Genomic DNA, 23,785 nt, shown 5'->3' on the forward strand with positions numbered 1-23,785 from the left:
CCCTGCCCATATGCGGAGGAGCCCGCTGATGCGCCCCTGGTTGCGACGCTGCCTGCTGACCGTGTCCGTCTTTGCGCTGAGCTGGACGGGCGCCATCGCCTACTGGCGCGACAGCACGCGCATGCCGACACCCGGCGAGCTGGCCGGCGCCATGCTGGCGCTGCCGCTGGCCCTGCTATTCATGCTGTGGCTGGGCAAAAAAGTGCTGGCCAGGCTGCTGGCCGGGCCAGCCCTGGCGGCGCCGGGCCCTGCCGCGCCCCTGCAGGCCGAGGCGGCGACACCTCCCGCGGCGGCGGCGCCGCTGCATATCGTGGCCGCCAGCCTGCGCATGCCGGGCGGCGCCACGCCGTCAGAATTGCTGGCTGCCATGCGCTCGCGCCAATGCCGTCCCGCGCTCGACAGCCAGTTGCTCGATGCGGACGGCTATCCCCTGCTGTGCGCCAGGGTGGACGGCATCGACGAAGAGCTGCAGCAGCAATTGCTGGCCACCTGGCTGCGCGAGCATCCGCAGGCCGGCCTGGCCAGCGAACCGTTTCCCTTCAATCCGGAAGACTTGCGCGCGCTGGCCCTGGGCGCCGTGGTGCTGGCCGAACTGGTGGACGAAGCCCTGCAGTATGCGCTGTCCGCAGGCGCACCGGCCTCGCCGGCCAGCGCGCGGCCCATGCTGCGGCTGCACCTGCTGACGCCGGCCTCGTGGAGCGCCGCCCAGCACCAGGCCGGCGACGCCTGGCTGCGCCATCTGGCGCGCGAACAGGGCTGGCCGGCGCAGCAATTGCTGCCACCCACCGAGCCGGCCACCCGGCAAGCGGCGCCGTTTGCCCTGTTGAACCAGCTTGCCGGCCACGCGGCCCCGCCGCAGCCGCCCTGCCTGTCCATCGTGCTGGCCTGCGATTCGCACCTGGGCGAGCTGCGCGTGCATGTCCTGGCGAGCCAGGAGCAGCTGTTCAGCGCCAGCCAGACGAATGGACAGATTCCCGGCGAAGGCGCGGCCGGCCTGCTGCTGCTGGACATCCCAGGCGCGGCGGCGCCGCTGGACGAGCCGGCGCCAGTCCTGCTGCACCGCGCCGCCACGGGCGAACTGCCGCAAGGCGCCAGCCAGCGGGGAGCGGCCGACAAGAACATGCTGGCGGACCTGGGCAGGCAGGCGCTGGCGGCGGCCGGCGACGAGGCCGCGGCCGGCATCGCGCTGGTCAGCGCCGATACCGACCAGCGCGCCAACCGCATGCTCGAACTGATGCAGTGCGCCGGCGCCCTCTTGCCCCAACTGGACCTGGGCGAACAGGTGCTGGGCGTCGGCGCCGCATGCGGCCAGTGCGGCGCCGTCACGACGCTGGCCGCCCTGGCCATGGCACGGCAAGCGGCGGCCGACGACGGCGCGCAAGTTTTATGTTTCAGCAATCTCGATCCACTCCAGCGCGGCGCCCTCGTCATTGGTCCGCCCGCGCAAAACAGTCACAGCACCACCTGATACACAGCGACGTCCCATTCACGCACCTTAACGGTTTGCACACGATAAAACTATGATGCAACGATTCTGGCACTTCCTGACTTCACGCACCAGCCTGCTCATCCTCGGCATCGCGGCCGCCATCCTGCTGCTGTTCGCCTGCGCCGTCATTTTCGACTGGCCAGCCATCCGGCTGCTGCCCTTCCTGGCCGCGGCGGCGCTGCTGGGCGCCATCGTGTGGTGGCTGCGCCGCCGCCGGCGCCGGCGCGAGGGCGCCAGTTTCAACAGCATGCTGGAGCAGCAGGCGGCCGGCGCCGCGCCCAAAGCCGGCCCGGTGCAGCGCGAGGAAACCGAAGCCATCCGCAAGCGCATGCTGGAAGCGATCAATACCATCAAGACATCGCGGCTGGGCCAGCTGTCGGGCGATGCCGCGCTGTATGAATTGCCGTGGTACATGATCATCGGCAATCCCGCCGCCGGCAAGAGCACGGCGATCGCCAATTCCGGCCTGCAGTTTCCTTTTGTCGACAGCAAGATCGTGCAAGGCATGGGCGGCACGCGCAACTGCGACTGGTTTTTCACCACCGACGGCATCCTGCTCGACACGGCCGGGCGCTACGCCATCAACGATGAAGACCGCGCCGAGTGGTTCGGCTTTCTCAACCTGCTGAAAAAACACCGCAAGCGCGCACCGATCAACGGCATCATCATCGCCGTCAGCATTGCCGAGCTGACCGGCAGCAAGCCTGAATTCGCCATCGAACTGGCCAAGAACCTGCGCCAGCGCGTGCAGGAACTGACGGAGAAGCTGGAAGTCCATGCGCCCGTGTACGTGGTATTCACCAAGGCCGACCTGATCACCGGCTTCAGCGAATTTTTCCACGATGCCGAGCGCGCCGAACGCGACAAGGTCTGGGGCGCCACCCTGCCCTACGGCGTCAACAACTCGAAGCAGGACGTGCTGGAACAGTTCGACCAGCGCTTCGACGAGCTGTACGATGGCTTGAAAGACCTCAGCCTGGCCAACATGTCGCTGCTGGGACGCGAGCGCATGCCGCCCGGCGTGTTCACCTTCCCGCTGGAATTCAGTTCCGTGAAAGGGCCGCTGCGCGCCTTCATCGCCACCCTGTTCGAGGAAAATCCGTTCCAGTTCAAGCCCGTCTTCCGCGGTTTCTATTTCACCAGCGCGCTGCAGGAAGGCGCTTCCGTCTCCGCCTCGTCGGAGCGGGTGGCGCAGCGCTTCGACCTCAAGCCGCAGCCGCAGGAACACCAGGCTGTCCAGGCCCAGGACCAGCACGGCTACTTCCTGCTGAACCTGTTCCGCAAGGTGATCTTCGCCGACCGGGAACTGGTGGCGCAATACGCCAGCCCGCGCAAGACGCGCTTGCGCTATGCCACGTTTTTCACCGCCATCACGCTGGCCGGCCTGGCGCTGGGCGGCTGGAGCTGGTCCTACCTGGCCAACCGCCAGCTGGCGGCCAACGTCCAGGCCGACCTGGAGCAAGCCATCAAGGTGCAGGACAAGCGCCTGGATCTGCAGTCGCGCTTCCAGGCCCTGGAAATCATGCAGGACCGCATTGAGCAGCTGGAAGCGTACCGCAGCAAGCGGCCGCTGGCGCTCAGCCTGGGCCTGTACCAGGGCGATTTGCTGGAGCGCAAGCTGCGCGAAGAGTATTTTTCCGGCCTCAAGGAAGTCATGCTCGCGCCGGTGGCGCAATCGCTGGAATCGTTCCTGGCGGAAGTAAACGCGGGCGCCGACCAGCTGCAGCCGCTGACGGCCGTGCCGGCCGGCACGACGGCCGCGACCACAGCCAATCCGCCAGCCAGTGCGCCAGTCAATGCGGCAAGCCAGCCCTTCAAGGATGCCGCGCCGACGAATGTCGAGGATGCCTACAATGCCCTGAAAACCTACCTGATGCTGGGCGACAAGTCGCGTGCCGAGGCCGGCCACCTGAACGACCAGCTGACCCGCTACTGGCGCGGCTGGCTCGACGCCAACCGGGGCAACATGCCGCGCGAACAGATGATCCGCAGCGCCGAGCGCCTGATCTCGTTCTATCTGACGCAGATCGACGATCCGTCCTGGCCGCAGATCGAGAACAAGCGGGCCCTGGCCGACCAGTCGCGCGACAGCCTGCGCCGCGTGGTGCGCGGCATGCCGGCGCGCGACCGCGTGTATGCGGACGTGAAGGCGCGCGCCGCCACGCGCTTCCCGTCGATGACGGTGGCGCGCATCGTTGGCGAGCAGGACAAGGAACTGGTGCTGGGCAGCTACGCCATCCCCGGCACCTTCACGCGCGACGCGTGGGAAAAATACATCCAGCAGGCGTTCCAGGAAGCGGCCAACCGCGAATTGCAAAGCGCCGACTGGGTGCTCAAGACGGCGTCGAAGGATGACCTGACCCTGGAAGGCAGCCCGGAACAGATCCAGAAGGCGCTGGTGGAACTGTACAAGACCGATTACGCCAGGGAGTGGCAGAAACTCCTCCAGGGCGTGAGCATCCGCGAATTGAACGGTTTCGACAACGCGGCGCAGGCGATGAACCGCCTCGGCGATCCGCAAGCGTCGCCCCTCAACAAGCTGATCGAGACGGTGTACCAGGAAACCTCGTGGGACAACCCTTCGCTGCTGGGCCAGGGCTTGCAGCGGGCCCAGCGCGGGGCGATGGACTGGTTCCGCGAAACGGTGCTGCGCCAGAAGCCCGCCGTCGCGGCGGCGGGCCAGGCCGGCGCCGCCATGCCGATGGGACCCGTCGGCCGCGAATTTTCCGGCGTGGCGCGCCTGGTGGTGGCGCGCGACAAGGAAGCCTCGCCCATGCGCGGCTACCTGGCGGCCCTGTCGAAGCTGCGCGTGCGCTTCAACCAGATCAAGAACCAGGGCGACACGGGCCCCGGCGCCAAGCAGCTGATGCAGCAGACGCTCGATGGCAACGGCTCGGAGCTGGCCGACGCGCTCAAGTACGTGGACGAGCAGATGCTGACCGGCATGAGCGACCAGCAAAAGCAGGCCATCCGCCCGCTGCTGGTGCGCCCGCTGATGCAGACCTTCGCCGTCATCGTCAAGCCGACCGAAACGGAGATCAACAAGGTCTGGCTGGCGCAGGTGCTCGAACCGTTCCAGAAAACCCTGGCGCCGAAATATCCGTTCGCGCCCGACTCGCGCATCGAGGCGAGCAATGCCGACATCGGCCAGGTCTTCGGCCCGGAAGGCGCCATCGCCAAGTTCTTCAACACCACCATCGGCCCGCTGGTCGTGCGGCGCGGCGACGCCATCAGCGCCAGGACCTGGGCCGCGATGGGCATCACCCTGGCGCCGCCGGTGGTGGCCAGCCTGCCCGGCTGGGTCGCCCCGCTCAGCGCCAACGGCGTGGCCACGGCGGCCGGCGCCGCCGAAGCGCAAACGCGCTTCGACCTGCAGGCACTGAATGCGCCCGGCGCCGCCGAATACACGATCGAGATCGATGGCCAGGCGCTGCGCTGGCGCGGCCAGCCGCAGCCCTGGGTGCACATGGTCTGGCCCAACCCGCAGGGCGTGCCCGGCTCGCGCATCAGCGCCATTACGCCGGAAGGGCGCACCGTGGTGCTGCTGAACGAACCGGGGCATTTCGGCCTGAAGAAGATGATCGACTCGGCCAGGCGCACGCGCAAGGAGGGCGGCGTATTCGAACTGAGCTGGGAAAACAGCGGCGTCACCGTGACGGCCAACCTGAAGATCGTGACCGCGCCCGCGCCGGCCGCCACCTCCGCTGGCAACCAGGGTTTCCGTGGCCTGAAACTGCCGGAATCGGTCGCCATCGGCGCGCCGGAAACGGCCACCGCCATCGCCGGGAACACGCCATGAGCCGCCCTACCGTTACCCAGATCGGCTATTTCGGCAAGATCCCCAGCCGCGGCGACTTCATCAAGCACGGCGACAATCCGCCCCTGCTGAAGATGCTCGATGACTGGCTCGCCAACGCCATGGAACTGATGACTGCCGATGCGCGCTGGAAGCTCACCTACGATGCGCTGCCGCCGCTGCATTTCGCCTTCATCGGCCCGCGCCGCGGCCGCGCCATCGCCGGGCATATCGCCGCCAGCAGCGATGCCTCGTCGCGCCGCTTTCCCTTCCTGATGATGGGCGCCATGGAAGTGGCGCAGCCGGCCGGCTTTGTACCGACCAGTCCGCTGGTGCTGTCGCGCCTGTGGAACCGCCTCGATGCCCTGAGCGCCGAGATGTGCGGCGCGGCGGCCGGCGCCGCGCTGCCGGCGGCCGCCGCGGGCGCCAGCATCGAACTGGACTTGCGCGGCAGCGCCTACGAGGCCGCCTTCGACGATTTTCTCGCCTTGCAGACGGTGGGCGCGCTCGACGCCCTGCTGGCGCCCACGGGTTTTGGCGGTTCCGTGCGCCAGGTGCTGCTGGCCCTGGGCATGCTGCTGCAACCCGTCATGGCCAGCAGCTCCAGCCGGCTGGAAAAAAGCCTGGAACTGCCGCTGCCGGCCGACCCGCTGTACCGCAACCTGGTGGCGGCCTTCTGGATGCACCTGATCTCCCCGTTCCTGGCGCGCGCCGACTTCGAACTGGCGCTGTTCATCACCCGCATCCGCGGCCGCCATGCGCTGGTGCTGGGCTTTTGCGGCGCCTCGGCGCAGACCCTGCACGCCATCATGGAACCGCAGGCGGCGCTGGAGCACCACATCGCCTTCGACGATCTGGCCTGGGTCGAGGAACACGCCGACAGCGACTACGCCATCAAGAAAGCCTCTAGCTACCTCGCGCAGGCCAATCTGTCACTCAAATCGGCGCACGACACGTTTCGTGCCGCCTTCATCGGGACCTGATCATGCGCCACATCCGCCTTGCCATCCTTCTCAGCCTGGTCTTCGCGCCGGCCGGCGCCGGCGCGCAAAGCGCCGCCGCGCCGGCGGCCACTGTCTCGGCGCCCGCCGCCGCCACGCCGCAGCCGGGCCAGGTCCTGGCCAGCGGCACGGTGCCGGACGAAGCGGCCAAGGCGGCGGTGCTGGTGCGCCTGCGCGAACTGTACGGCGCCGACAAGGTGGTCGACCAGATCGCCGTCGGCCAGGTCGCGCAGCCGGCCAACTGGAACGCCTATGTGCAAAAGCTGCTGACGGCGGACCTCAAGCAGATCCGCCGCGGCCAGCTGAAGATCGAAGGCAGCGTGGTCAGCGTGCGCGGCGAAGTGGCCAACGAGGCGCAGCGGCAAAAGATCGCCAGTGACTTCGCCACCAGCCTCAATCCCACGTACACCGTCAACAACGGCTTGCGCGTGTCCGCCTCCGAGCAGAACATCCTCGACGGCGCGCTGGCCAACCGCACCATCGAATTCGAGAGCGGCAAGACCACGCTGACGCCGTCGGGCCGCGCCATCCTCGACGAAATGAGCGCGGCGCTGCACAAGCTGGCGGGCCGCAAGGTGGACATCATCGGCCACACCGACAACCAAGGACTGCGCGCCAGCAACCAGAACCTGAGCCAGGCGCGCGCCGAGGCGGTCAAGACCTACCTGGCAGGCAAAGGCATCGACGGCGATCTGCTCAGCGCTTCCGGACAGGGCCCGGACCGCCCCATCGCCAGCAATGACAGCGCCGATGGCCGCGCGCGCAACCGCCGCATCGAATTTCGCATGGTCCAGTAAGGCCGCCATGCCGCCAGCAAGCCATCCGCCCCACTGCCGAGAACACACATGATTTCAGCCGACCAGCTTCTACTTCCCATCAGCGCCGAGCAGCCATGCGGCGTCGACCTGTCCTTCTCCACCGACTTCGACGCCATCGGCCAGGCGCGCAAGTTCGACGACCCCACGCTCGACCAGGGCGAGTGGGTCACCGACCTGAAGGAAGCCGACTGGGCCTTCGTCCAGCAGCGCTGCGCCGCCCTGCTGGGCACAAAGAGCAAGGACTTGCGGCTCGCCGCCTGGCTGGCCGAAGCCAGCGCCAGGCAAGACCATTTGCGCGGCCTGGGCGAAGGCTATCGCCTGCTGGCCGGCCTGCTGCGCCAGTACTGGGACCTGGGCCTGTACCCGCAGCCCGATGGCGACGACCACGAGCAGCGCATCGGCAACCTGAGCTGGATCCTGGCGCGCACGCCATCCCTGGTGCGCGCCATGGCGCTGACGGACAAGCAATCGGGCGGCTGGTCGACCATCGACTTCGAGACGGCGCGCAAGCGGGCCGCCAGCAACCAGGACGGCGTCAACGGCACCAAGCTGGTGGACATGGAGGCGGCGCGGCGCGCCACGTCGGCGCAGTTCCGCGCCGCCTTTGCCGCGGACGCCCAGTTCTGCCTGGACGCGCTGGCCGAGCTGGAACAGGCCGCCGATAGCCGCCTGGGCAAGGATAGTCCGGGCTTTTCGCTGGCGCGCGAGGCGCTGCAGGCGATGCAGCTGGCCCTGCCCGCCGCGGCCGTCGCCATCCCTGCCGCCAGCGTCGCCGCCGCACCGGTGGCGGCTGGCGGCCTGGCGGCACCGGCCGCCGTGCCGGCGCTGCCACCGGCGGCGCCCGGAGAGTTACAAAGCCGCGCCCAGGCGCTGGCGCAGCTGCGCCAGGTAGCGCAGTACTTCCGCCAGACGGAGCCGCACAGCCCCGTCTCGTACTTCGCCGACAAGGCCGCCAACGCGGGCGAACAGAATTTGCACGAATGGCTGCGCGGCGTGGTCAAGGACGGCGCCTCGCTGGCCCACATCGAGGAGCTGCTGGGCATCGCGCCCGGCAGCGGCCACTGAACAGGTTTGGCGCCTATTTGATCGTATACCGGAACTGTCCCTGCTTGCCGGCGCTGGCCTTGATCCGGCTGATGCCCTGCCCTTCCGCCATGCGCGCCAGCACGGCTTCGGCGATTTCCGGCAGCAGGCTGCCATTGAGGATATTGTCGACATTGCGCGCGCCCGAATCGACTTCGGTGCAGCGCGCCAGCACCGCCTCGACCAGCGCCTCGTCGTAGATAAACTCGGCCTGGTGATTGGCGGCGATGCGCGCGGCGATCCGGCCCAGCTTCAGGCCGATGATACGGGCCAGCACATCGTCGCCGAGCGGATAAAAGGGGATCACCTTCAGGCGCCCCAGGAACGCGGGCTTGAAGACCTTCAGCAACTGCGGGCGGATGGCCAGCTCCAGCTGCTCCGGCGTCGGCAGCTGCTCTTGCGGCAGGTTCAGGCACGCCTGCATCATGCTGGCCGACGCCACGTTCGAGGTCAGGATGATGATGGTATTCTTGAAATCGATCTCGCGTCCCTCGGCATCGTCCATCACGCCCTTGTCGAAGACCTGGAAGAACAGCTCCATGACATCGGGATGCGCCTTTTCCACCTCGTCGAGCAGCAGCACGCTGTACGGATTGCGGCGCACCGCTTCGGTCAGCACGCCGCCTTCGCCATAGCCGACATAGCCGGGCGGCGAACCCTTCAAGCCCGACACGCTGTGGGCTTCCTGATATTCGCTCATGTTGATGGAAATGAGCTTGCGCTCGCCGCCATACAGCACGTCGGCCAGCGCCAGCGCCGTTTCCGTCTTGCCGATGCCGGACGGGCCGACAAACAGGAACACGCCCTTCGGCTTGTCCGGGTCGTCCAGATTGGCGCGCGCCGTGCGCACGCGCTGCGCCACGGCTTCGATCGCGTGGGACTGGCCCAGCACGCGCTCCTGCAGCAAATCCTTCAGCCGCAGCACCGTCTTGAGTTCATCCTTGACCATCTTGCCCAGCGGGATGCCGGTCCAGCCGGCGACGATTTCCGCCACCACGTGGCCGTCGACCTGCACCGGCACAAGCGGCGTCTCGCCCTGCAGCGACGCCAACTCGGCCTGCAGCGCCAGCAGCTCGCGTCCCTGGCCCGCGTCGGCCGGCGTGCCCTCCTCGAGCTGGCGGCGGATCGCCTGGATCTGTTCCGACAGCGCCTTTTCGCTGTCCCAGCGCGCGGCCAGCTGCGCGTGTTCCTGCGTGGCGGCGCCGCGTTCGGCGTCGAGCAGCTGCAGCCGCGCGCCGTGGCGCGCGCCGCCGCTCTCCTCGCGCGCCAGGGCCGAGGCTTCCGCATCGATGCGCTCGCGCCGGCGCGCCACGCTGTCGAGCAGGGCCGGCGTGGCGCTCTGCCCCAGCGCCACCCTGGCGCAAGCCGTATCGAGCACGCTGATGGCCTTGTCCGGCAGCTGGCGGCCGGCGATGTAGCGGTGCGACAGGCGCACGGCCTCGGTGATCGCCTCGTCGAAGATGCGCACCTTGAAATGCTGTTCCATCAGCGGCGCCATGCCGCGCAACATGGCGCACGCCAGCTCTTCACTCGGTTCCTCGATCTTGACGACCTGGAAGCGGCGCGCCAGCGCGGCATCCTTTTCAAAATATTTTTTGTATTCGCCCCAAGTGGTGGCGGCGATGGTGCGCAGCTCGCCGCGCGCCAGCGCCGGTTTCAGCAGGTTCGCCGCATCGTTCTGGCCGGCGCTGCCGCCGGCGCCGATCATCGTGTGCGCCTCGTCGATGAAAAGGATGATGGCGTGCGCGCTCTTGCCCACTTCGGCAATGACGTTTTTCAGGCGGTTCTCGAACTCGCCCTTGACGCTGGCGCCGGCCTGCAGCAGGCCCATGTCCAGCGTGTGGATTTCCACGCCCTGCAAAATGTCGGGCACGTCGCCCTGCACGATGCGCAGCGCCAGGCCCTCCACCACGGCCGTCTTGCCGACGCCCGCCTCGCCCGTCAGGATGGGATTGTTCTGGCGCCGCCGCATCAGGATGTCGATCGCCTGGCGGATTTCCATGTCGCGCCCGATCACGGGATCGACCTTGCCGGCGCGCGCGCGGGCCGTCAGGTTGACGGTGAACTGATCCAGCGCCGGCGTTTTCGACGCCGCCGCACCGGCCAGTTCCCCCACGGGATCGCCGCCGGCGTCGCCCGCATCCTCCTGCCCCGTCGCCGCCTCGCCGGCTTCCTGCGACCCCTCGGTCAGCTTGTCGAGCCCGTGCTTGATCTCGTCGAGCTTGAATTCGTGGAACAGCGCCGAACCCCGGTAGGCCAGCTGCGCCAGTTCCGGCTCGGTCAGCAGCGCCTGCAGCAGGTGGCCGCTGCGGATGCTCACCTGCCGCCCGGCGCGCAAATCGAGCGAAGCGATCAGCCAGGCATGCTCGAACAGCTTGGGCAGGCGCACGGAAAACACGGGCGTGCGCGTGTTGCCCGTCTGCAGGCGCGCCACTTCGGCGCGCAAATCCGCTTCCAGCATGCTCACGCTGACGCCGCTCCTGCGCGCTATCAGCACGAAATCGCTGCGCGGCTGCTCCAGCAGCGCGAGGAAGACGTGCTCCAGGTCGACTTCATACTGCCCCAGGCCGACGCAAAGGCTGGCCGCCCGCGTGGCGGCCGTGCGGCAGGTGTCGTTCAACTTGCTGATCAGGGTTTTCAGGTTGATGCTCATGGGGCGGCGGTCCTTGTCGGGTGATGGTTAACGAAATCGGTGGAGAAGCGCGAGCTCAGGCCGGCGCATGCAATTCATAGCGGACATCGGCGCGGTCGCGCGCCTCGCCGCCGGTGATCAGGAAACTGTCCCAGCCCAGCCGCCCGCCGCTGCGCGGCACCGCCAGCGCTATGCCCTGCACGTCGGCGGCGCGCAGCACCAATTGCACTTCGTATTCCAGGCACAAGCCGGTGAACATGGCGAGCATCTTCTCGAGCGCGAGGGCGGCCGCGCCGCCAGGCAGGAAGGCGTCGAAGTGGCAGCGGGCCAGCGGGCCGATGGTCAGCCGCAGGCGCAGGTCGCGCTGCCAGACGCGCGCGCCGACCATGGCGGTGGCGCCCAGCAGGGCGTTGCTGCCACCCAGCGTGCTTTGCTGCTCGCGCGGCACGTCGTACCAGCAGCCGACAAACTGGCTGACGGCGATGCGCTGCCCGAAATACTCGGACAGCACCTGGCCGATCAGCACGGCCGACGGCGGCCGGTGGCGCATGGCGGCGGCAAAGTAGCCCACCGACTCATCGAGCACGCCGGCGCCGTCCCCCGCCAGGCGCTGGCGCAGCGAGGCGTTGCCCAGCCCCGCCAGCGACAGCAGCAGCGGCAGGAACTGGTCCTTGCCGTCGAGCTGGTATTTGAGTTCCAGCCGGTATTTGCGCCACGCTTCATAGAACAGGGCCAGGGCGCGGTTCGAAAACGTGTCGAGGAAGGCGCGCGGCCCCTCATCCTTTTCATATAGCTGGTGCGTGGCGATGCGTTCCGTATAGTGCAGCGGCAGCGCGCCGGCGACGCCGAGAAAGCCCATGAAGGCCGGCGTGACGCGCACGTATTTCAGCTGCCCGCCGCGCAGCGCCGCGCCCAGAGCGCTGGCGTCCGTGGCCAGTTCGCGCGGTTCCGGCGCCAGCGCTTCGATCTGGCTGGGGGCGAAGTCGAGCGAGACGGAATTCTGGAAGCGCAGGAAACTGGCCACCGCATCGTCGTGCGGCAAGCCGTTGCGCCTGAGCCAAAGCTCCAGCATGCGTACCGCTTGGAAGTACTGAAAGCGGCAAGGCTGGGCAAACAGGCGCTCGATTACACTAGGCTCGAATCGCCGCTGCGTGGTTTGCATCGCCACAGCTCCTCTCCTGATTTTTTGGCCAGCACCACCAGTTGCGTGAAGCTGTTCGCATGCACATACAAGCCCAGGAAGCACTCGATCACATGCGCAAAGGCGTGGATGCCGCTGCCGACGAAGGCCTCTTCGTCTATCGTCAGCCGCACTTCGACGCCGCGCACCAGGCAGGCGAAGGGATTGCCCGGCAGCCAGGCATTGACGGCCTGGTGGGCGATGGCCGTGATGCCGCGGATTTGCCGCTGCGAAGTGGCCGAGCGCGGCAAGTCGTACAGGGTCAGCATTTCCTGGAACGCTTCCAGGCCGCTGCCGGCCAGCGACAGGTGATTCAGCGCCAGATGCGAAATCAAGCGCCAGTGGGCGCCCCGTCCCCGTTCGAAACGGTGCGACTCGCTGGGTTTGCGCAGCAGGCTGATGCTGCGCACGCTGGAGCCGCCTTCGAGGAACAGGTCGCCACCGTGCAAGCCGTAGGTCAGCTGCGCCGGCAAATCGCGGTTGGTGCAGCTCAGCTCCAGGCTGAGCGTGTCCGTTTCCACCGCGGCCGGATCGAAATCGATGTCGACGATCGAGATCTGCGTCTCGTAGCCGGGACTCTTGCCAGCGAGGATCTCGTCGCGCCGCATGACCCAGTAATGGCCATCCCTGGCCGGGGTCTCGCCATGGCGCAGCGAATAGAAGGGACGAAATTCCACCACGGATTCGCCCTGCGGCGTCTGCCGCACCAGCTTGACCGAGTCGATCGACTGCACCTCGAACGCATAGGCGCGGCGCGCATCGGCCAGCACGGGATAGCTGGCGGCCGTGTGCGTGAGCCGGATAGGCTCGCCGCGCTGGCGGAACAGGTTGACCACCGGCGTGCATCCCAGCAGCAGGTTGTGCGTATTCATCGTCCCCAGCAGGCGCGCCGTGTTCGAATCGGTGCGCAGGCCGCTCAGCGCCAGATGCAAGGTGATGCGGCGGCAGCCGGACGGCAGCGCGGCGCACAGCGCGCCCAGGTCGATGTCGAAGAAATTGAATTTTTCGGGAAAGCAGAAATACTCGGTCAGCAGCCGGTAGGCCGGATGCGAGCGGGCGGAAAACGGGATCAGCGCATCGTCCTCGGCAAAGCCGGCGCTGCGCACCGGAATGCCGTCGAGCGCGACCCAGCTGCCGCTGCCGTCCGCCTCGGCGTAGGCCTTCACGGTGCGCATGAACAGGGCGTCGCGCAGCGCCGCGCAAAACGAGGGCTGGCCATCGATGAACACGCGCAGCGACGCCAGTCCCAGCTGGCCCGGCGACAGCTGCGCGGCGCTCGACTCGATGGTGATGCGCACGCCCGAGGTGGCATTCGCCGGCAGCAGCACCTGTTCCGGCGCCTCGATGATGGCGGAAAAAGCCGCGTGCGTGAGCGCCAGCGGCGCCACCGTCACGGGGTAGGCCGTGCGGAAGGTGCAGGCCACGCCCTTCACGGGGCGCGTCGTCAGCTCCGTGCCGCGGGCGATTTCCGCCGGCGCCGTCAGCTGCGCCGCGGCGGCGGCGTAATCCATGCGCGCGATCGAGCACGACGGAAACGGCCGCAGGTAATGCGGATACAGCACTTCGAACAGCGCTTCGGTAAATTCGGGATAATCGTCGTCGATACGCTTCGAGATGCGCGAATTGAGCAGCGCGAACGACTGGATCATGCGCTCGATGTGCGGGTCTTCGCACACTTCGCCGCCCATCAGCAGGCGGCCGGCGATCTTCGGGTAGCGCTCGGAAAACTCGCGCGAATAGCGGCGCAGGAAACCCAGTTCGCGCTCGTAATAAGGCAGCAATTCGTCCAAGCTCAGGCTCCCGTGGACGCGGCGCGGCGTCCCTTGCTGATCGTGTAATGCAGGCTGGAAGGCTGCAGGATGGCGTCGAAGCTGACCGGTTCGTGCGCCGCATGCACCACCAGCAGCGCGCTGATGGCGAAATTGAGGCGGTTGATCGAGCCTTCCTCGATTTCCAGCGATGCGCGTACCTGGCGCAAGCGCGGCTCGTGGCGGGCGATGGCCTTTTCCAGGCACTGGCAGATATAGGCGCGGTCGTCCGTGCTCGACAGGCTAAGCCCGGCGAAATCGTTCAAGCCGTACGTGATGATCGACTTGCCGCATTCGGGAAAGGGTTTGAGCAGCGCCTCGGGCAGCACGGCGCGCGTGTTGAGCAGCGCTTCGAGATCGCGCGCCACGGTGTCTTTCAAGTCCTCGAGCGAAAGGCGCGAGACGGTGCCGCTGGAGGCGCCGTGCACGGGCGTATCCATCAGGCGGTCGAACAGGCCCGGCGTAAAACCTTTCATGGGTTTCCCGTTTCATGGCTGGCATGGACGCCGCTGCCGGCGGCCAGGAAAGCCAGCGGCGGCAGCGCGCCGCTGGCGTACGCGGTCAGGTACGATCAGGCCGTCTTGTTGGCCGACAGGTCCCAGCCGCCCGAGGTGTTGCCGCCCGAACCGCCACCCACTTTTTGCTGGGTGTATTTCCACTTGACCTTGGAATACTTGAGCGCCAGGTCTTCGCCGAGTATGTCGCCCGCGGCCACCGATGGCGCCACGCTGCTGATCATCACGTTCTCGAGTTCGATTTCGAAGTACTTGATGCGCTCGCCCTGGCCATCGGCGCGCAGGAACTCGAGCTTGGCTTTCGGGATGGTCTTGCCCGAGGAGCACGTCTGCAGCAGCAAGGGACTGGCGAGATCGGCCATCTTGGCGATGACGATATCCTTGTGCTCGGTACGTTCGGCGGTATGGCCGCCGCCTGTCGAGGCGGTCGCCGATTTGGGTTGCAACACCTGCCACTGGACCGACTTGCACTCGATCCAATCTTTGTGGCTGTTATCCGTGGATTCGCCTTTGATGCCATCAATTTGCAAGTATACGTCGATTGCCATGTCATTCCTTTCAAGGGTGTGAAGAAAAATACATTACGATTTGGTCGACTGCGGAAGCTCCGCGACCAAACGGAGTGAAACGGACAATTCGTCCAGCTGGAAATGCGGACGCAAAAAGGACACGGCGCGGTACACGCCGGGCCGGCCCGGCACTTCCGCCACCTGCACCGAGGCTTCGCGCAGCGGAAACTGGGCTTTCTGTTCCTGGCTGGCGTTATCGTCGAGCAGCACGTACTGCGTCAGCCAGCGGTTGAGGAAATCTTCCACGTTGGAGGCGGCGGCAAAGCTGCCGATCTTGTCGCGCATCATGGCCTTCATGTAGTGGGCGATGCGCGACACGGCGAAGATGTATTGCAGCTGCGCCGACAGCACGGCGTTCGCGTTGGCGGCGTCGGTATTGTATTTTTTCGCCTTCTGCGCCGACTGGGCGCCGAAAAACGCGGCATAGTCCGTGTTCTTGCAGTGCACGAGAGAGATGAAGCCCAGGTCGCTCAATTCCTTTTCGCGGCGGTCCGTGATGGCGATCTCGGTCGGGCATTTCAGCGCCACCTCGCCCTCGTCCGTCTTGAAGGTATGCGTCGGCAAGTCTTCCACCAGGCCGCCACCCTCCACGCCGCGGATCGCCGCGCACCAGCCGTAATCCTCGAAGGCGGCCGTCAGCTTGGTGCCGAACGCGTAGGCGGCATTGCACCACAGGTATTTCTGGTGGTCGGTGCCGTCGACGTCCTCGACGAAATTGAAGCCGTCGACGGTGGCGCCATCGAGCGGATTGAACGGCAGCCGGCCCAGGAAGCGGGGCAAGGTCAGGCCCACGTAGCGCGAGTCTTCCGATTCGCGCAGGGATTTCCACTTCGCATACTCGACCGTGTCGAATACCTTGGCCAGGTCGCGCGGCTTGCCCAGGTCGCTGTAGCTTTCCAGGCCAAACAGTTCCGGCGACGCGGACGAGATGAACGGCGCGTGCGCGGCGGCGGCCACATGCGACATCTGTTCGATGAAATACATGTCTTCCGGCTGGCGGCTGAATTCGAAGTCGCCCAGCAAGGTGCCGAACGGCGCCCCGCCGAAGGTGCCGAATTCCTCTTCGTAGACCTTCTTGAACATGGTCGACTGGTCGAACTCCAGCGCGCTCTGGAAATCCTTGACCAGTTCGCGCTTGGTCGCGTTCATCAGCTTGATTTTCAGGTTCGTGCCGGTGGCCGTGTTCTTCACCAGGTAATGCAGGCCCGTCCAGCTGCTTTCCAGCTTCTGGAATTCGGGCGCGTGCATGATGGCGCTGAGCTGCGCGGAAATGAGCTGGTCCAGTTCGGCCACGCGGGCATCGATGGTGGCGGCCAGGTTGTTCGATACCACCACCGTGCCATCCATGACCTGGCTCACCAGTTCGGAAATCAGATCCTTGGCGCGGGCGTGTTCGACGCTGGACTTGGCCACCTTGCTCTGCTCGACGATCTGGTCGAGCAAATCGATTTCGGCGGCGCCGGCGGCGCTCAATGCGGGGGTCAGTTGTGCGGACATATCAATCTTTCCTGACGTGCGAATGTTGTTCCAGCTGGGCCAGTTTTTCCGTGCTGTTGAGCACGTCATTGAGGATGTCTTCCAGCTTGTCGTTGCCGGCCAGCTTGTTGCGCAGGTCGGCCAGCTTGGTGCGCGCTTCGAGCAGCTTGCGCAGCGGCTCGACCTGCCCGACCACCGCTTCCGGGCGGAAATCGGCGATCGAGCGGAATTTCAGTTCAACGCCAAACTGGTCGCCTCCGGCGCCCAGTTCATTCGGCACGCGGAAGGTGGCGCGCGGCTCGATGCCCTTCATCACTTCATCGAAATTATCGCGGTCGATATCGACGAACTTGCGGTCCTTCAGGCGCTTCTGTTCGAGTTCGGAATTGCCGCCGAAATCGCCGACCACGCCGACCACGAAGGGCAGCTCCTTGTTTTCGATGGCGTCGCCGATCTCGACGTCATACGTCATCTGCACGCGTGGCGGGCGTACCTTTTGCAAGCGCTTCTGCACACTATCTTTCTTCGACATGACATCCCCTTCCAAATATTGGCGGCATCGGCGATGCGCCTGTTGAACTGCGGCGTAGCTGTGCCTGGCTGACTACTTCAGGGCATTGAATGGATTGGCGCTGCCCTCGTCGGCAGTGCGCTTGCTTGGCTGCTTGCGCGACGCGCGCACGGGCGGCTTGTCCGGCGGCGGCACCAGCACGGTTTCGCCGAGGCTCTCGCGCAGCAGCTTGGCCAGATCCTGCGATTCCGCGCGCAGCGGACCGGACAGGTTGTTCTGACGGCTCAGGTCAGCCAGCGCCCGCGTCGACAGGCGCAGTCCGCTGATGGCGATCACGCTGTTGGCCAGCTTGTCGGCAGGATCGCGCACCAGCACTTCCTGGGCGTTGAGGATGGCTTCGCCATACTGGCCGGCATCGTAGCGGCTTTGCGCCATGCGCACCCAGGGCTGCTTGTCGGCGGGCGCGGCGGCTGCGGCCTCCTGCCACAGCGCCAGCGCCGCCGCCTTGTTGCCCGTGTCCACGGCCTGCGTGGCCTTGGCCATCAGCTCCTCCAGCGTCGGCGGCGCCGCGGCGGGCGGCGCTTTGGCCACCGGCGCCGTACTGCAGGCGCTGAGGGCAAAAGCACAGGCGATTACTGCAAGCGTGCGTAGCGAAACCGAGCGTGTCATGTTGGGCTTTCCTTCAAAAAAGAAGACTGTTTGGTGGACTGAAAAGTTGCTTTTTATAGTTGCTAATTATCTATTTTTCGGAGCGTAGCATGATTTGAAAAAATACTGCGTTCAATAGAAAATACGCGAAAACTCACACTACTCACGCCAAAAACGTACAGTACGCGCCATTATTCAAGATAATGTTAAGGTTCTTGCAGTTGCGAAAAAAGCACCACCTTGCGCGATGCGAAGCATGATTTTCAGTCGCTGCCGCGCCTCACTGTGTCTGGCATAGAGGGCAATCCATGAGCATGGCAAACAAATTGTTATGGGGCGAAGGGCTGTTCCTGCGGCCCCAGCATTTCCAGCAGCAAGACCAGTACCACGAGCAGCGCCTGCACGAAAGCGTCAAGGCGCTGCATCCGTATGCGTGGGGCGTGAACCAGTTGCAGATCGACCGCGATGCGCTGGCCAACAACAGCTTGCGCCTGCTGGAACTGTCGCTGGTCTTCCAGGACGGCGAAATCTACAACGCCGCCGGGAGCGATGAACTGCCCGACGCGCTCGACCTGGGCAACGTGCCGTCGTCCTTGCAATCGGTGACCTTTCACGCCGCCTTGCCGGCGTTCAAGCCATTCGGCGGCAACTTCGCCGCCAGCGGCCAGCCCAACAACGCGGCGCGCTACGCCCAGGCCAATCTGAGCACGCCGGACCTGTACACCCAGGCCGCGCAGGCCGAACTGACCTACCTGAAAAAAACCCTGCGCCTGGTCGCCGATGCCGAACCGCGCGATTCCTACGTCAGCTTCCCGCTGCTGCGCCTGCGGCGCCTGTCGACGGGCGGCTTCGAGCAGGATCCGGCCTTCGTGCCGCCCAGCCTGTCCATCCGCAGCGCGCCCCTGCTGTTCCTGCAGCTGCGCCGCCTGATCGACGCGCTGCAGGCCAAGGTCAACGCGCTGTATGGGCATCACCGCGAGCCGAGCAAGAGCGTGATCGAGTTCCGCTCCGGCGACATGTCCTCGTTCTGGCTGCTGCATACGGCCAGCGCGGCCTACGCCTCGCTCAGCCATTATTTCCATCATCCGGCCCTGCATCCGGAGCGGCTGTACGAACAGCTGCTGGGCCTGGCGGGCGGCTTGATGACCTTTTCAAGAAGCCATGCGCTGGCCGACCTGCCGCCGTACCGGCATGCCGATCCCGGTCCCGCGTTCGCCCAGCTGCACGCCATGATCCGCGAATTGCTCGACACCGTGATCTCGTCGAAATACTTCGCCATCGCGCTGACGGAAACCAAACCGTCCTACCATCACGGCAAGCTCGACTCGGAAAAGATCGATGCCAAGACGGCGTTCTACCTGGGCGTGTCGGCCGACATGGCCGGCGTGGAACTGGTCGACGTGGTGCCGCTGCGCTTCAAGGTGGGCGCGCCGGACGATGTGGAAAAATTCGTGCTCTCCGCCCTGCCCGGAGTGCGCCTGCAGCATGCGCCGCAGGTGCCGGCCGCCGTGCCGGTGCGCCCCGACATGTTTTACTTCACCATCGAGGCCAAGGGGCAGATGTACGAACGCATGCTGCAGGCGCAGTCGCTGCTGGTGTATGTCCCTTCCGGCATGCGTGAACTGAAACTCGAACTTGTCGCCGTCACTTCCTGAGGTCCAACGATGCACTCCAGCGCTACCCCTTCCCTGATGTCCGGCGGCCAGGCCGCCTATGCCTCCAGCATGGCTGCCGGTCCCGGCACCGAACACACCTTGATGGACTTGATGTACGACGGCTTTTACGCCCTCTTCATGCTGAAGAACGGCAGCGGGCCGCAAGACAATGCCGATTTCATCAGCAAGATGACGCACTTCCTCGATGAGTTCAGCCGCGGCGCGAAAAAACAGGGCGCGTCGGCGGACGACATCGACGCCGCAAAATATGCGTTCTGCGCGGCCGTCGATGAAATCATCCTGCGCTCGCCCTACAGCATCCGCGACGAATGGGCGCGCCGGCCCTTGCAGCTGGTGCTGTTCGGTGACCAGCTGGCCGGCGAAAACTTCTTCATCCGTCTCGAAGCGCTGCGCGCGCGCGGCAGCGAGCACCTGCAGGCGCTCGAAGTCTTCCACATATGCCTGCTGCTGGGTTTCCAGGGCCGCTACATCCTCGAAGGCCCGGAAAAACTCAACTACCTGACGGCGCGCCTGGGCGACGAAATCGCCCAGATGAAGGGCAAGAAAACCGGCTTCGCCCCGCATGCGGAGCGGCCCGACCAGATCATCCACAAGCTGCGCAACAACGTGCCGGTCTGGGTGCTGTGTTCGGTGTTCGCCCTGATCTGCGCCATGGGCTACCTGGGGCTGCGCACCATGCTGGCCAAACAGACGCAAGCGCAGATCAATGCCTACAACGACATCGTCAAGCTGGCGCCGCGCGTGGCTAACCTGAGCATTACCCTGCCGTGATGAGCGACGCACAAGCAAGCCCCGCAGCGACGGGTCAGTTCGGCACAGGCCTGAGCCAGCATGCGCGGCTCATCACCCTGGCCACGGCGCAGCAGTCCGGGCAGCCGGAATCGCTGATGGCGGAACAGTTCGAGGGCCGCGAGGCCGTCAATGAACTGTTCCGCTTCGAGGTCGACGCGCTGAGCACCGCGGCCAGCCTGGACCTGGCTTCCTTCATCGGCGAGGAAATGACGCTGTGCCTGCTGCAGCCCGACGGCAGCCAGCGCGCCTGGCACGGCATCTGCACCGATTGCGCCTGGATCGGCGCCGACGGCGGCGTGGCGCGCTACCGGCTGCGCCTCGAGCCGGCCCTGGCGCTGCTGCAGCTGCGCCGCGACAGCTATATTTTCCAGGACAAGAACGCACGCGACATCGTCACCGAGCTGCTTGCCGACTACCCGCAGCTGCGCTTCGAATTCGACGTCAGCCAGGCCTTGGCCACGCGCGCCATCTGTACCCAGTACCGCGAAAGCGACTTCGAATTCTTCGCGCGCCTGCTGGCGGCGGAAGGCCTGAGCTGGCGCTTCGAGCACGACCAGCCCGGCGGCGCGCAGGAAGGCGGCGATGGCGACGCGCAGGCCAGGCACAAACTGGTGATCTTCGACAGCAAGGCCGCCGCGCCGCAGACGCCGGGCGGCGCCGACATGCGCTTTCACGGCGTGCGCGCCACCGATACGGACGACGCCATCGACCGCTTCGGCGCGCGCCGCCAGGTGCGGTCGAATGCCGTCAGCATCAGCAGCTGGCATCCGGAACAGGTGACGGCGCCCGCCGCCGAGCAGGTTTCCAGCCTGGAGGCGGGGCAATTGCCGCAGCTGGCCTTGTATGACGGCGCCGGCGAACGCCGGCACGCCGACCGCGCGGCGGCCGGGCCGCACAGCGAGCGCATGCTGCAAGCGCTGGAACTGGACAACAAGCAGTTCGACGGCGCCGGCGCCGTGCGCCGCCTGGCCGCCGGCCACGCCATGCGCCTGCTGCAGCACGAACAGCATGCCGATGGCGCCAACGCCTTCACCGTGCTGTGGGCCGAACACCAGGCGCGCAACAATGCGGGAACAGCCGGCGCCAGTCTGGGCGGCATGCTGTCGACGCTGGCCAAGAAGGCCGGCCTGGGCGGCGTGGCCGACTGGATCGCCGGCCAGATCGAACCGGGCACCTACCGCAACCGCTTCGGCTGCGTGCGCACCAGCGTGGCCATCGTGCCACGCGCCACCGCCGCGCGCGCGCCGGCCGTGGCGCTGGGCCCGCAGACGGCGCTGGTGGTGGGGCTGGCCGACAGCGTGGCCACCACGGGCCGCGACCACCAGGTGCGCATCCAGTTCGCCTGGCAGCGCGGCAGCGCCGCCAATCCGGGCGGCCTGGCGCACAATACCGACGCGCAGGGCAACGCGCCCGGCAACGAGGCCTCCGGCGCCTGGGTGCGCGTGGCCGAAGCGCTGGCCGGCCCGAACTGGGGTTCGCAATTCACGCCGCGCCTCGGCACGGAAGTGCTGGTCGACTTCATCGAAGGCGACATGGACCGCCCGCTGGTCGTCGCCCAGCTCTACACGGGCAGCGACACGCCGCCATATGCGGCCGGCGAGGATTCGGGCGTCAACCACGCGGGCGTCCTGTCGGGCATGCACAGCCACAATTTCGACGGCGCCGGCTACAACCAGTGGGTACTCGACGATACCCAGGGCCAGCTGCGCACCCGGCTCGCTTCGAGCAGCGCCGCCACCGAGCTCAATCTGGGCTACCTGGTGCAGCAAGGCGCCAGCTCGGCGCAACGGGGCAGCTACCGCGGCAGCGGCTTTGAATTGCGCACCGATGCCTGGGCCATGCTGCGCGCCGGCGAAGGCATGCTGATCTCGACCACGGCGCGCGCGCGCCAGGGGGCCGGCGTGACCTCGAGCCAGCTCGACACGAAAGAAGCGCTGGCCCTGTTGCGCGGCGCCTGTGAACTGAGCAAGACGGTGGCGACGTCGGCAAGCCAGCAAAACGCCCTCGTCAGCAAGGATGCGAACCAGGCACAGCTGGACATGGCGACGCAGATCGACCCGCAACAGGATGGCAAGTACCAGGCCGCTGTCGGCGGCCAGGAAGCCAGCAAGGCGGGCAGCGGCACGCGCGCGCCCGATGCGGCGCAGCCCGTGGAACGCTACGCCCAGCCGCTGGTGGTGATGGAGTCGCCCAGCAGCATCAACTGGGCCACGCCCGCGTCGACCGTGCTGTTCGCGGGCCAGCAGCTGCACTGGACGGCGCAGGCCGACCTGCACATGACGGCTGGCCAGACGGTCGCCTCGGTGGCGGCCAACGCGGCCACGCTGTTCAGCCAGGAAGGCGGCATCAAGGCCGTCGCGGGCAACGGCCCCGTCTCGCTCGAAGCGCATACCGACCAGTTGGAAATCCTCGCCGATCAAGCCGTCACGGTGATCTCCGTGAGCGACAGCATCGACATCAAGGCCAATCAGAAAATCGTCCTGCAGGCGGGACAATCGTCGATCACGCTCGAAGGCGGCGACATCACCTTCCGCTGCCCCGGTCATTTCACGGTCAAGGGCGGGCAGCATGTCTTCAACGGCGGCGCCAGCGTCGCCGCCGGCCTGCCGCCGCTGCCCGACAGCCGCTTGAAACTGTTCGACGAAGGCTTCGTGCTGAAAGACCGCGACACGGGCGAACTGATGCCGCGCCAGCCGTACCGCGTCAAGCGCGCCGACGGCAGCATCGAAACGGGCATGACGGACGCCAGGGGCTTGACCCACATCGTGGCGGCTGCCGCCGTCGAGCTACTGGTGATCGAACTGCTCAAATCGCCGGGCGAGTTGCCCGAGACACCGGACAGCCCCGCACCCGCGCCAGATACGCGCGCCAAGGCGCCCGCGCCCGGCACGACGGCCAAGGCGCCGCCCAAGCCCGAGCCGAAATTCAAGGAAACGGGTACGTCGAGCACCAGCCCCGTCGACAACAAGCAGCGCAAGGAAGTGCTGATCAAGCGCCCCGCCTGCTGGATCGCCGACTACGAAAAGGAGATCGATGTCTCCAGCGTGCCGCGCTACAACAATACTTTCGGCACCAATGGCGCGCCGCATAATTATTTCGACACCGTGCGCTACAAGATCTACGTGCCCGTCAAGTCGAATACCAGCATCATCGCCGAATTGCGCGTCAAGGTGGTGACGGTGCTGTCGGCCGAAGACCAGGCGCTGGAAGCGCGCGAGAAGGGTACCCCACAGGCCGCCACGCGGGCCAAGCAGCGCGCCGCCGTCATCAAGTACGTCAAGGAAGTCGCCAGGACGGGCCTGGAACAACACTGGAACAATAAATTCCGCATGGAGATCGTCGATCCGGAATGCGGCACGCGCATCCTGCCCATCGTCTACCGCGTGGAGTACGTGGAAAGCAGGGAGCACTACACCATGCAGATCCACAAACGCTACGACCGCGAAGGCGTGACCGGCACCGTGATCGACGTATCGATGGCCACCAATGGGCAAACCCATGCGCATGAATTCGGCCATTGCTATGGCATACCGGACGAATATTCCTATGTCGACGGCGATGACGAAACCGTCAAGTACATGAAGCCCGACGGCAGCTGGGATGCGCCCGTGCCGGCCCTGGCGGACGGCGCGGAACCGGACCCGGCAGTTGCCAACATCATGAGTGCCTACGGCTCCGTGATTGTCCTCAAGCGGCACGGCTGGCAAATCGCCATCGAAGTACAAGAATTGCTGCGGGCGAAAATAGGACGGAAAATCAAATGCGATATCATCCTCAATGGCTCGTAACCG

16 protein-coding genes are annotated in these 23,785 nt (G+C 66.3%); 8 read left to right on the forward strand and 8 right to left on the reverse strand.

The window, feature by feature from the left end; translation table 11 throughout:
- The first annotated feature begins 28 nt into the window (after positions 1-28).
- Genes ACPJXG_RS18135 through tssA form a run of 5 tightly spaced genes read left to right on the forward strand, consistent with a single transcriptional unit; the run spans position 29 to position 8,169 of the window.
- Entirely contained in the window at positions 29-1,468 is a 1,440-nt protein-coding gene (locus ACPJXG_RS18135; protein WP_425251913.1) for a hypothetical protein, read from the forward strand.
- A gap of 55 nt (positions 1,469-1,523) precedes the next feature.
- Positions 1,524-5,288 carry a type VI secretion system membrane subunit TssM gene (gene tssM, locus ACPJXG_RS18140; protein ID WP_425254765.1) on the forward strand — a complete coding sequence of 1,255 codons (3,765 nt, stop codon included), beginning with the start codon at positions 1,524-1,526 and terminating at the stop codon, positions 5,286-5,288.
- Positions 5,285-6,268 (forward strand): type VI secretion system-associated protein TagF, encoded by a 984-nt coding sequence (tagF, locus tag ACPJXG_RS18145; RefSeq protein ID WP_035817466.1) that lies wholly within the window; start codon positions 5,285-5,287, stop codon positions 6,266-6,268. Before tssM ends, tagF begins: the two co-directional genes overlap by 4 nt.
- A 2-nt stretch (positions 6,269-6,270) precedes the next feature.
- Positions 6,271-7,083, forward strand: coding sequence for an OmpA family protein (locus ACPJXG_RS18150; RefSeq protein WP_425251914.1), 813 nt, complete (start codon positions 6,271-6,273; stop codon positions 7,081-7,083).
- Positions 7,084-7,131: 48 nt separating this feature from the next.
- Entirely contained in the window at positions 7,132-8,169 is a 1,038-nt protein-coding gene (gene tssA / locus ACPJXG_RS18155; RefSeq protein WP_425251915.1) for a type VI secretion system protein TssA, read from the forward strand.
- A gap of 13 nt (positions 8,170-8,182) precedes the next feature.
- Here the strand turns inward: tssA and tssH are convergent, their stop codons facing one another.
- The 8 genes from tssH to ACPJXG_RS18195 all read right to left on the reverse strand — a co-directional run bounded on the left by tssH (position 8,183) and on the right by ACPJXG_RS18195 (position 17,547).
- Positions 8,183-10,840 carry a type VI secretion system ATPase TssH gene (gene tssH, locus ACPJXG_RS18160; RefSeq protein WP_425251916.1) on the reverse strand — a complete coding sequence of 886 codons (2,658 nt, stop codon included), beginning with the start codon at positions 10,838-10,840 and terminating at the stop codon, positions 8,183-8,185.
- 55 nt (positions 10,841-10,895) lie between these two features.
- A complete protein-coding gene (gene tssG, locus ACPJXG_RS18165; protein WP_425251917.1) occupies positions 10,896-11,981 on the reverse strand; it encodes a type VI secretion system baseplate subunit TssG in 1,086 nt (361 codons plus the stop codon).
- Positions 11,945-13,789 (reverse strand): type VI secretion system baseplate subunit TssF, encoded by a 1,845-nt coding sequence (tssF, locus tag ACPJXG_RS18170; RefSeq protein ID WP_035817455.1) that lies wholly within the window; start codon positions 13,787-13,789, stop codon positions 11,945-11,947. The genes tssG and tssF overlap by 37 nt, the downstream gene beginning before the upstream one ends.
- 2 nt (positions 13,790-13,791) lie before the next feature.
- Positions 13,792-14,283: a type VI secretion system baseplate subunit TssE gene (gene tssE / locus ACPJXG_RS18175; protein WP_035817453.1), complete on the reverse strand. Its 492-nt coding sequence runs from the start codon at positions 14,281-14,283 to the stop codon at positions 13,792-13,794.
- Between the two features lie 95 nt (positions 14,284-14,378).
- Positions 14,379-14,870 (reverse strand): Hcp family type VI secretion system effector, encoded by a 492-nt coding sequence (locus ACPJXG_RS18180; RefSeq protein ID WP_035817450.1) that lies wholly within the window; start codon positions 14,868-14,870, stop codon positions 14,379-14,381.
- A gap of 33 nt (positions 14,871-14,903) precedes the next feature.
- Positions 14,904-16,388 (reverse strand): type VI secretion system contractile sheath large subunit, encoded by a 1,485-nt coding sequence (gene tssC, locus ACPJXG_RS18185; RefSeq protein ID WP_035817448.1) that lies wholly within the window; start codon positions 16,386-16,388, stop codon positions 14,904-14,906.
- 1 nt (position 16,389) lies between these two features.
- The gene (gene tssB / locus ACPJXG_RS18190) at positions 16,390-16,899 is read right to left on the reverse strand and encodes a type VI secretion system contractile sheath small subunit (RefSeq protein WP_035817446.1); all 510 of its coding nucleotides are present in this window, start codon (positions 16,897-16,899) and stop codon (positions 16,390-16,392) included.
- A 72-nt stretch (positions 16,900-16,971) separates the two neighbouring features.
- Positions 16,972-17,547, reverse strand: a complete 576-nt coding sequence (locus tag ACPJXG_RS18195; protein WP_035817444.1) for a hypothetical protein — start codon at positions 17,545-17,547, stop codon at positions 16,972-16,974.
- A gap of 287 nt (positions 17,548-17,834) precedes the next feature.
- Between ACPJXG_RS18195 and tssK the strand changes: the two genes are divergently transcribed.
- From tssK to tssI, 3 genes are read left to right on the forward strand one after another with little or no spacing between them, the layout of a single operon-like run.
- Positions 17,835-19,181 carry a type VI secretion system baseplate subunit TssK gene (tssK, locus tag ACPJXG_RS18200; RefSeq protein ID WP_035817442.1) on the forward strand — a complete coding sequence of 449 codons (1,347 nt, stop codon included), beginning with the start codon at positions 17,835-17,837 and terminating at the stop codon, positions 19,179-19,181.
- Between the two features lie 9 nt (positions 19,182-19,190).
- Complete coding sequence (gene icmH, locus ACPJXG_RS18205; RefSeq protein WP_425251918.1) at positions 19,191-19,973, forward strand: type IVB secretion system protein IcmH/DotU; 783 nt, start codon at positions 19,191-19,193, stop codon at positions 19,971-19,973.
- Positions 19,973-23,782 carry a type VI secretion system tip protein TssI/VgrG gene (gene tssI, locus ACPJXG_RS18210; RefSeq protein ID WP_425251919.1) on the forward strand — a complete coding sequence of 1,270 codons (3,810 nt, stop codon included), beginning with the start codon at positions 19,973-19,975 and terminating at the stop codon, positions 23,780-23,782. The genes icmH and tssI overlap by 1 nt, the downstream gene beginning before the upstream one ends.
- Positions 23,783-23,785 lie beyond the last annotated feature (3 nt).

Origin of the sequence: Janthinobacterium sp. NFX145, from assembly GCF_049810325.1 — a bacterium.
In the GTDB taxonomy this organism is placed as follows: Bacteria; Pseudomonadota; Gammaproteobacteria; order Burkholderiales; family Burkholderiaceae_D; genus Janthinobacterium; species Janthinobacterium rivuli.

Excerpts from the sequence above, each read along its gene's own strand:
- tssH (WP_425251916.1), bottom strand. The coding sequence starts at position 10,840 with ATGAGCATCAACCTGAAAACCCTGATCAGCAAGTTGAACGACACCTGC.
- tssG (WP_425251917.1), bottom strand. The coding sequence starts at position 11,981 with ATGCAAACCACGCAGCGGCGATTCGAGCCTAGTGTAATCGAGCGCCTG.
- tssB (WP_035817446.1), bottom strand. The coding sequence starts at position 16,899 with ATGTCGAAGAAAGATAGTGTGCAGAAGCGCTTGCAAAAGGTACGCCCG.
- tssC (WP_035817448.1), bottom strand. The coding sequence starts at position 16,388 with ATGTCCGCACAACTGACCCCCGCATTGAGCGCCGCCGGCGCCGCCGAA.
- ACPJXG_RS18135 (WP_425251913.1), top strand. The coding sequence starts at position 29 with ATGCGCCCCTGGTTGCGACGCTGCCTGCTGACCGTGTCCGTCTTTGCG.
- ACPJXG_RS18195 (WP_035817444.1), bottom strand. The coding sequence starts at position 17,547 with ATGACACGCTCGGTTTCGCTACGCACGCTTGCAGTAATCGCCTGTGCT.
- tssE (WP_035817453.1), bottom strand. The coding sequence starts at position 14,283 with ATGAAAGGTTTTACGCCGGGCCTGTTCGACCGCCTGATGGATACGCCC.
- tssA (WP_425251915.1), top strand. The coding sequence starts at position 7,132 with ATGATTTCAGCCGACCAGCTTCTACTTCCCATCAGCGCCGAGCAGCCA.
- icmH (WP_425251918.1), top strand. The coding sequence starts at position 19,191 with ATGCACTCCAGCGCTACCCCTTCCCTGATGTCCGGCGGCCAGGCCGCC.
- tssK (WP_035817442.1), top strand. The coding sequence starts at position 17,835 with ATGAGCATGGCAAACAAATTGTTATGGGGCGAAGGGCTGTTCCTGCGG.
- ACPJXG_RS18150 (WP_425251914.1), top strand. The coding sequence starts at position 6,271 with ATGCGCCACATCCGCCTTGCCATCCTTCTCAGCCTGGTCTTCGCGCCG.
- tssI (WP_425251919.1), top strand. The coding sequence starts at position 19,973 with ATGAGCGACGCACAAGCAAGCCCCGCAGCGACGGGTCAGTTCGGCACA.
- tssM (WP_425254765.1), top strand. The coding sequence starts at position 1,524 with ATGCAACGATTCTGGCACTTCCTGACTTCACGCACCAGCCTGCTCATC.
- ACPJXG_RS18180 (WP_035817450.1), bottom strand. The coding sequence starts at position 14,870 with ATGGCAATCGACGTATACTTGCAAATTGATGGCATCAAAGGCGAATCC.
- tagF (WP_035817466.1), top strand. The coding sequence starts at position 5,285 with ATGAGCCGCCCTACCGTTACCCAGATCGGCTATTTCGGCAAGATCCCC.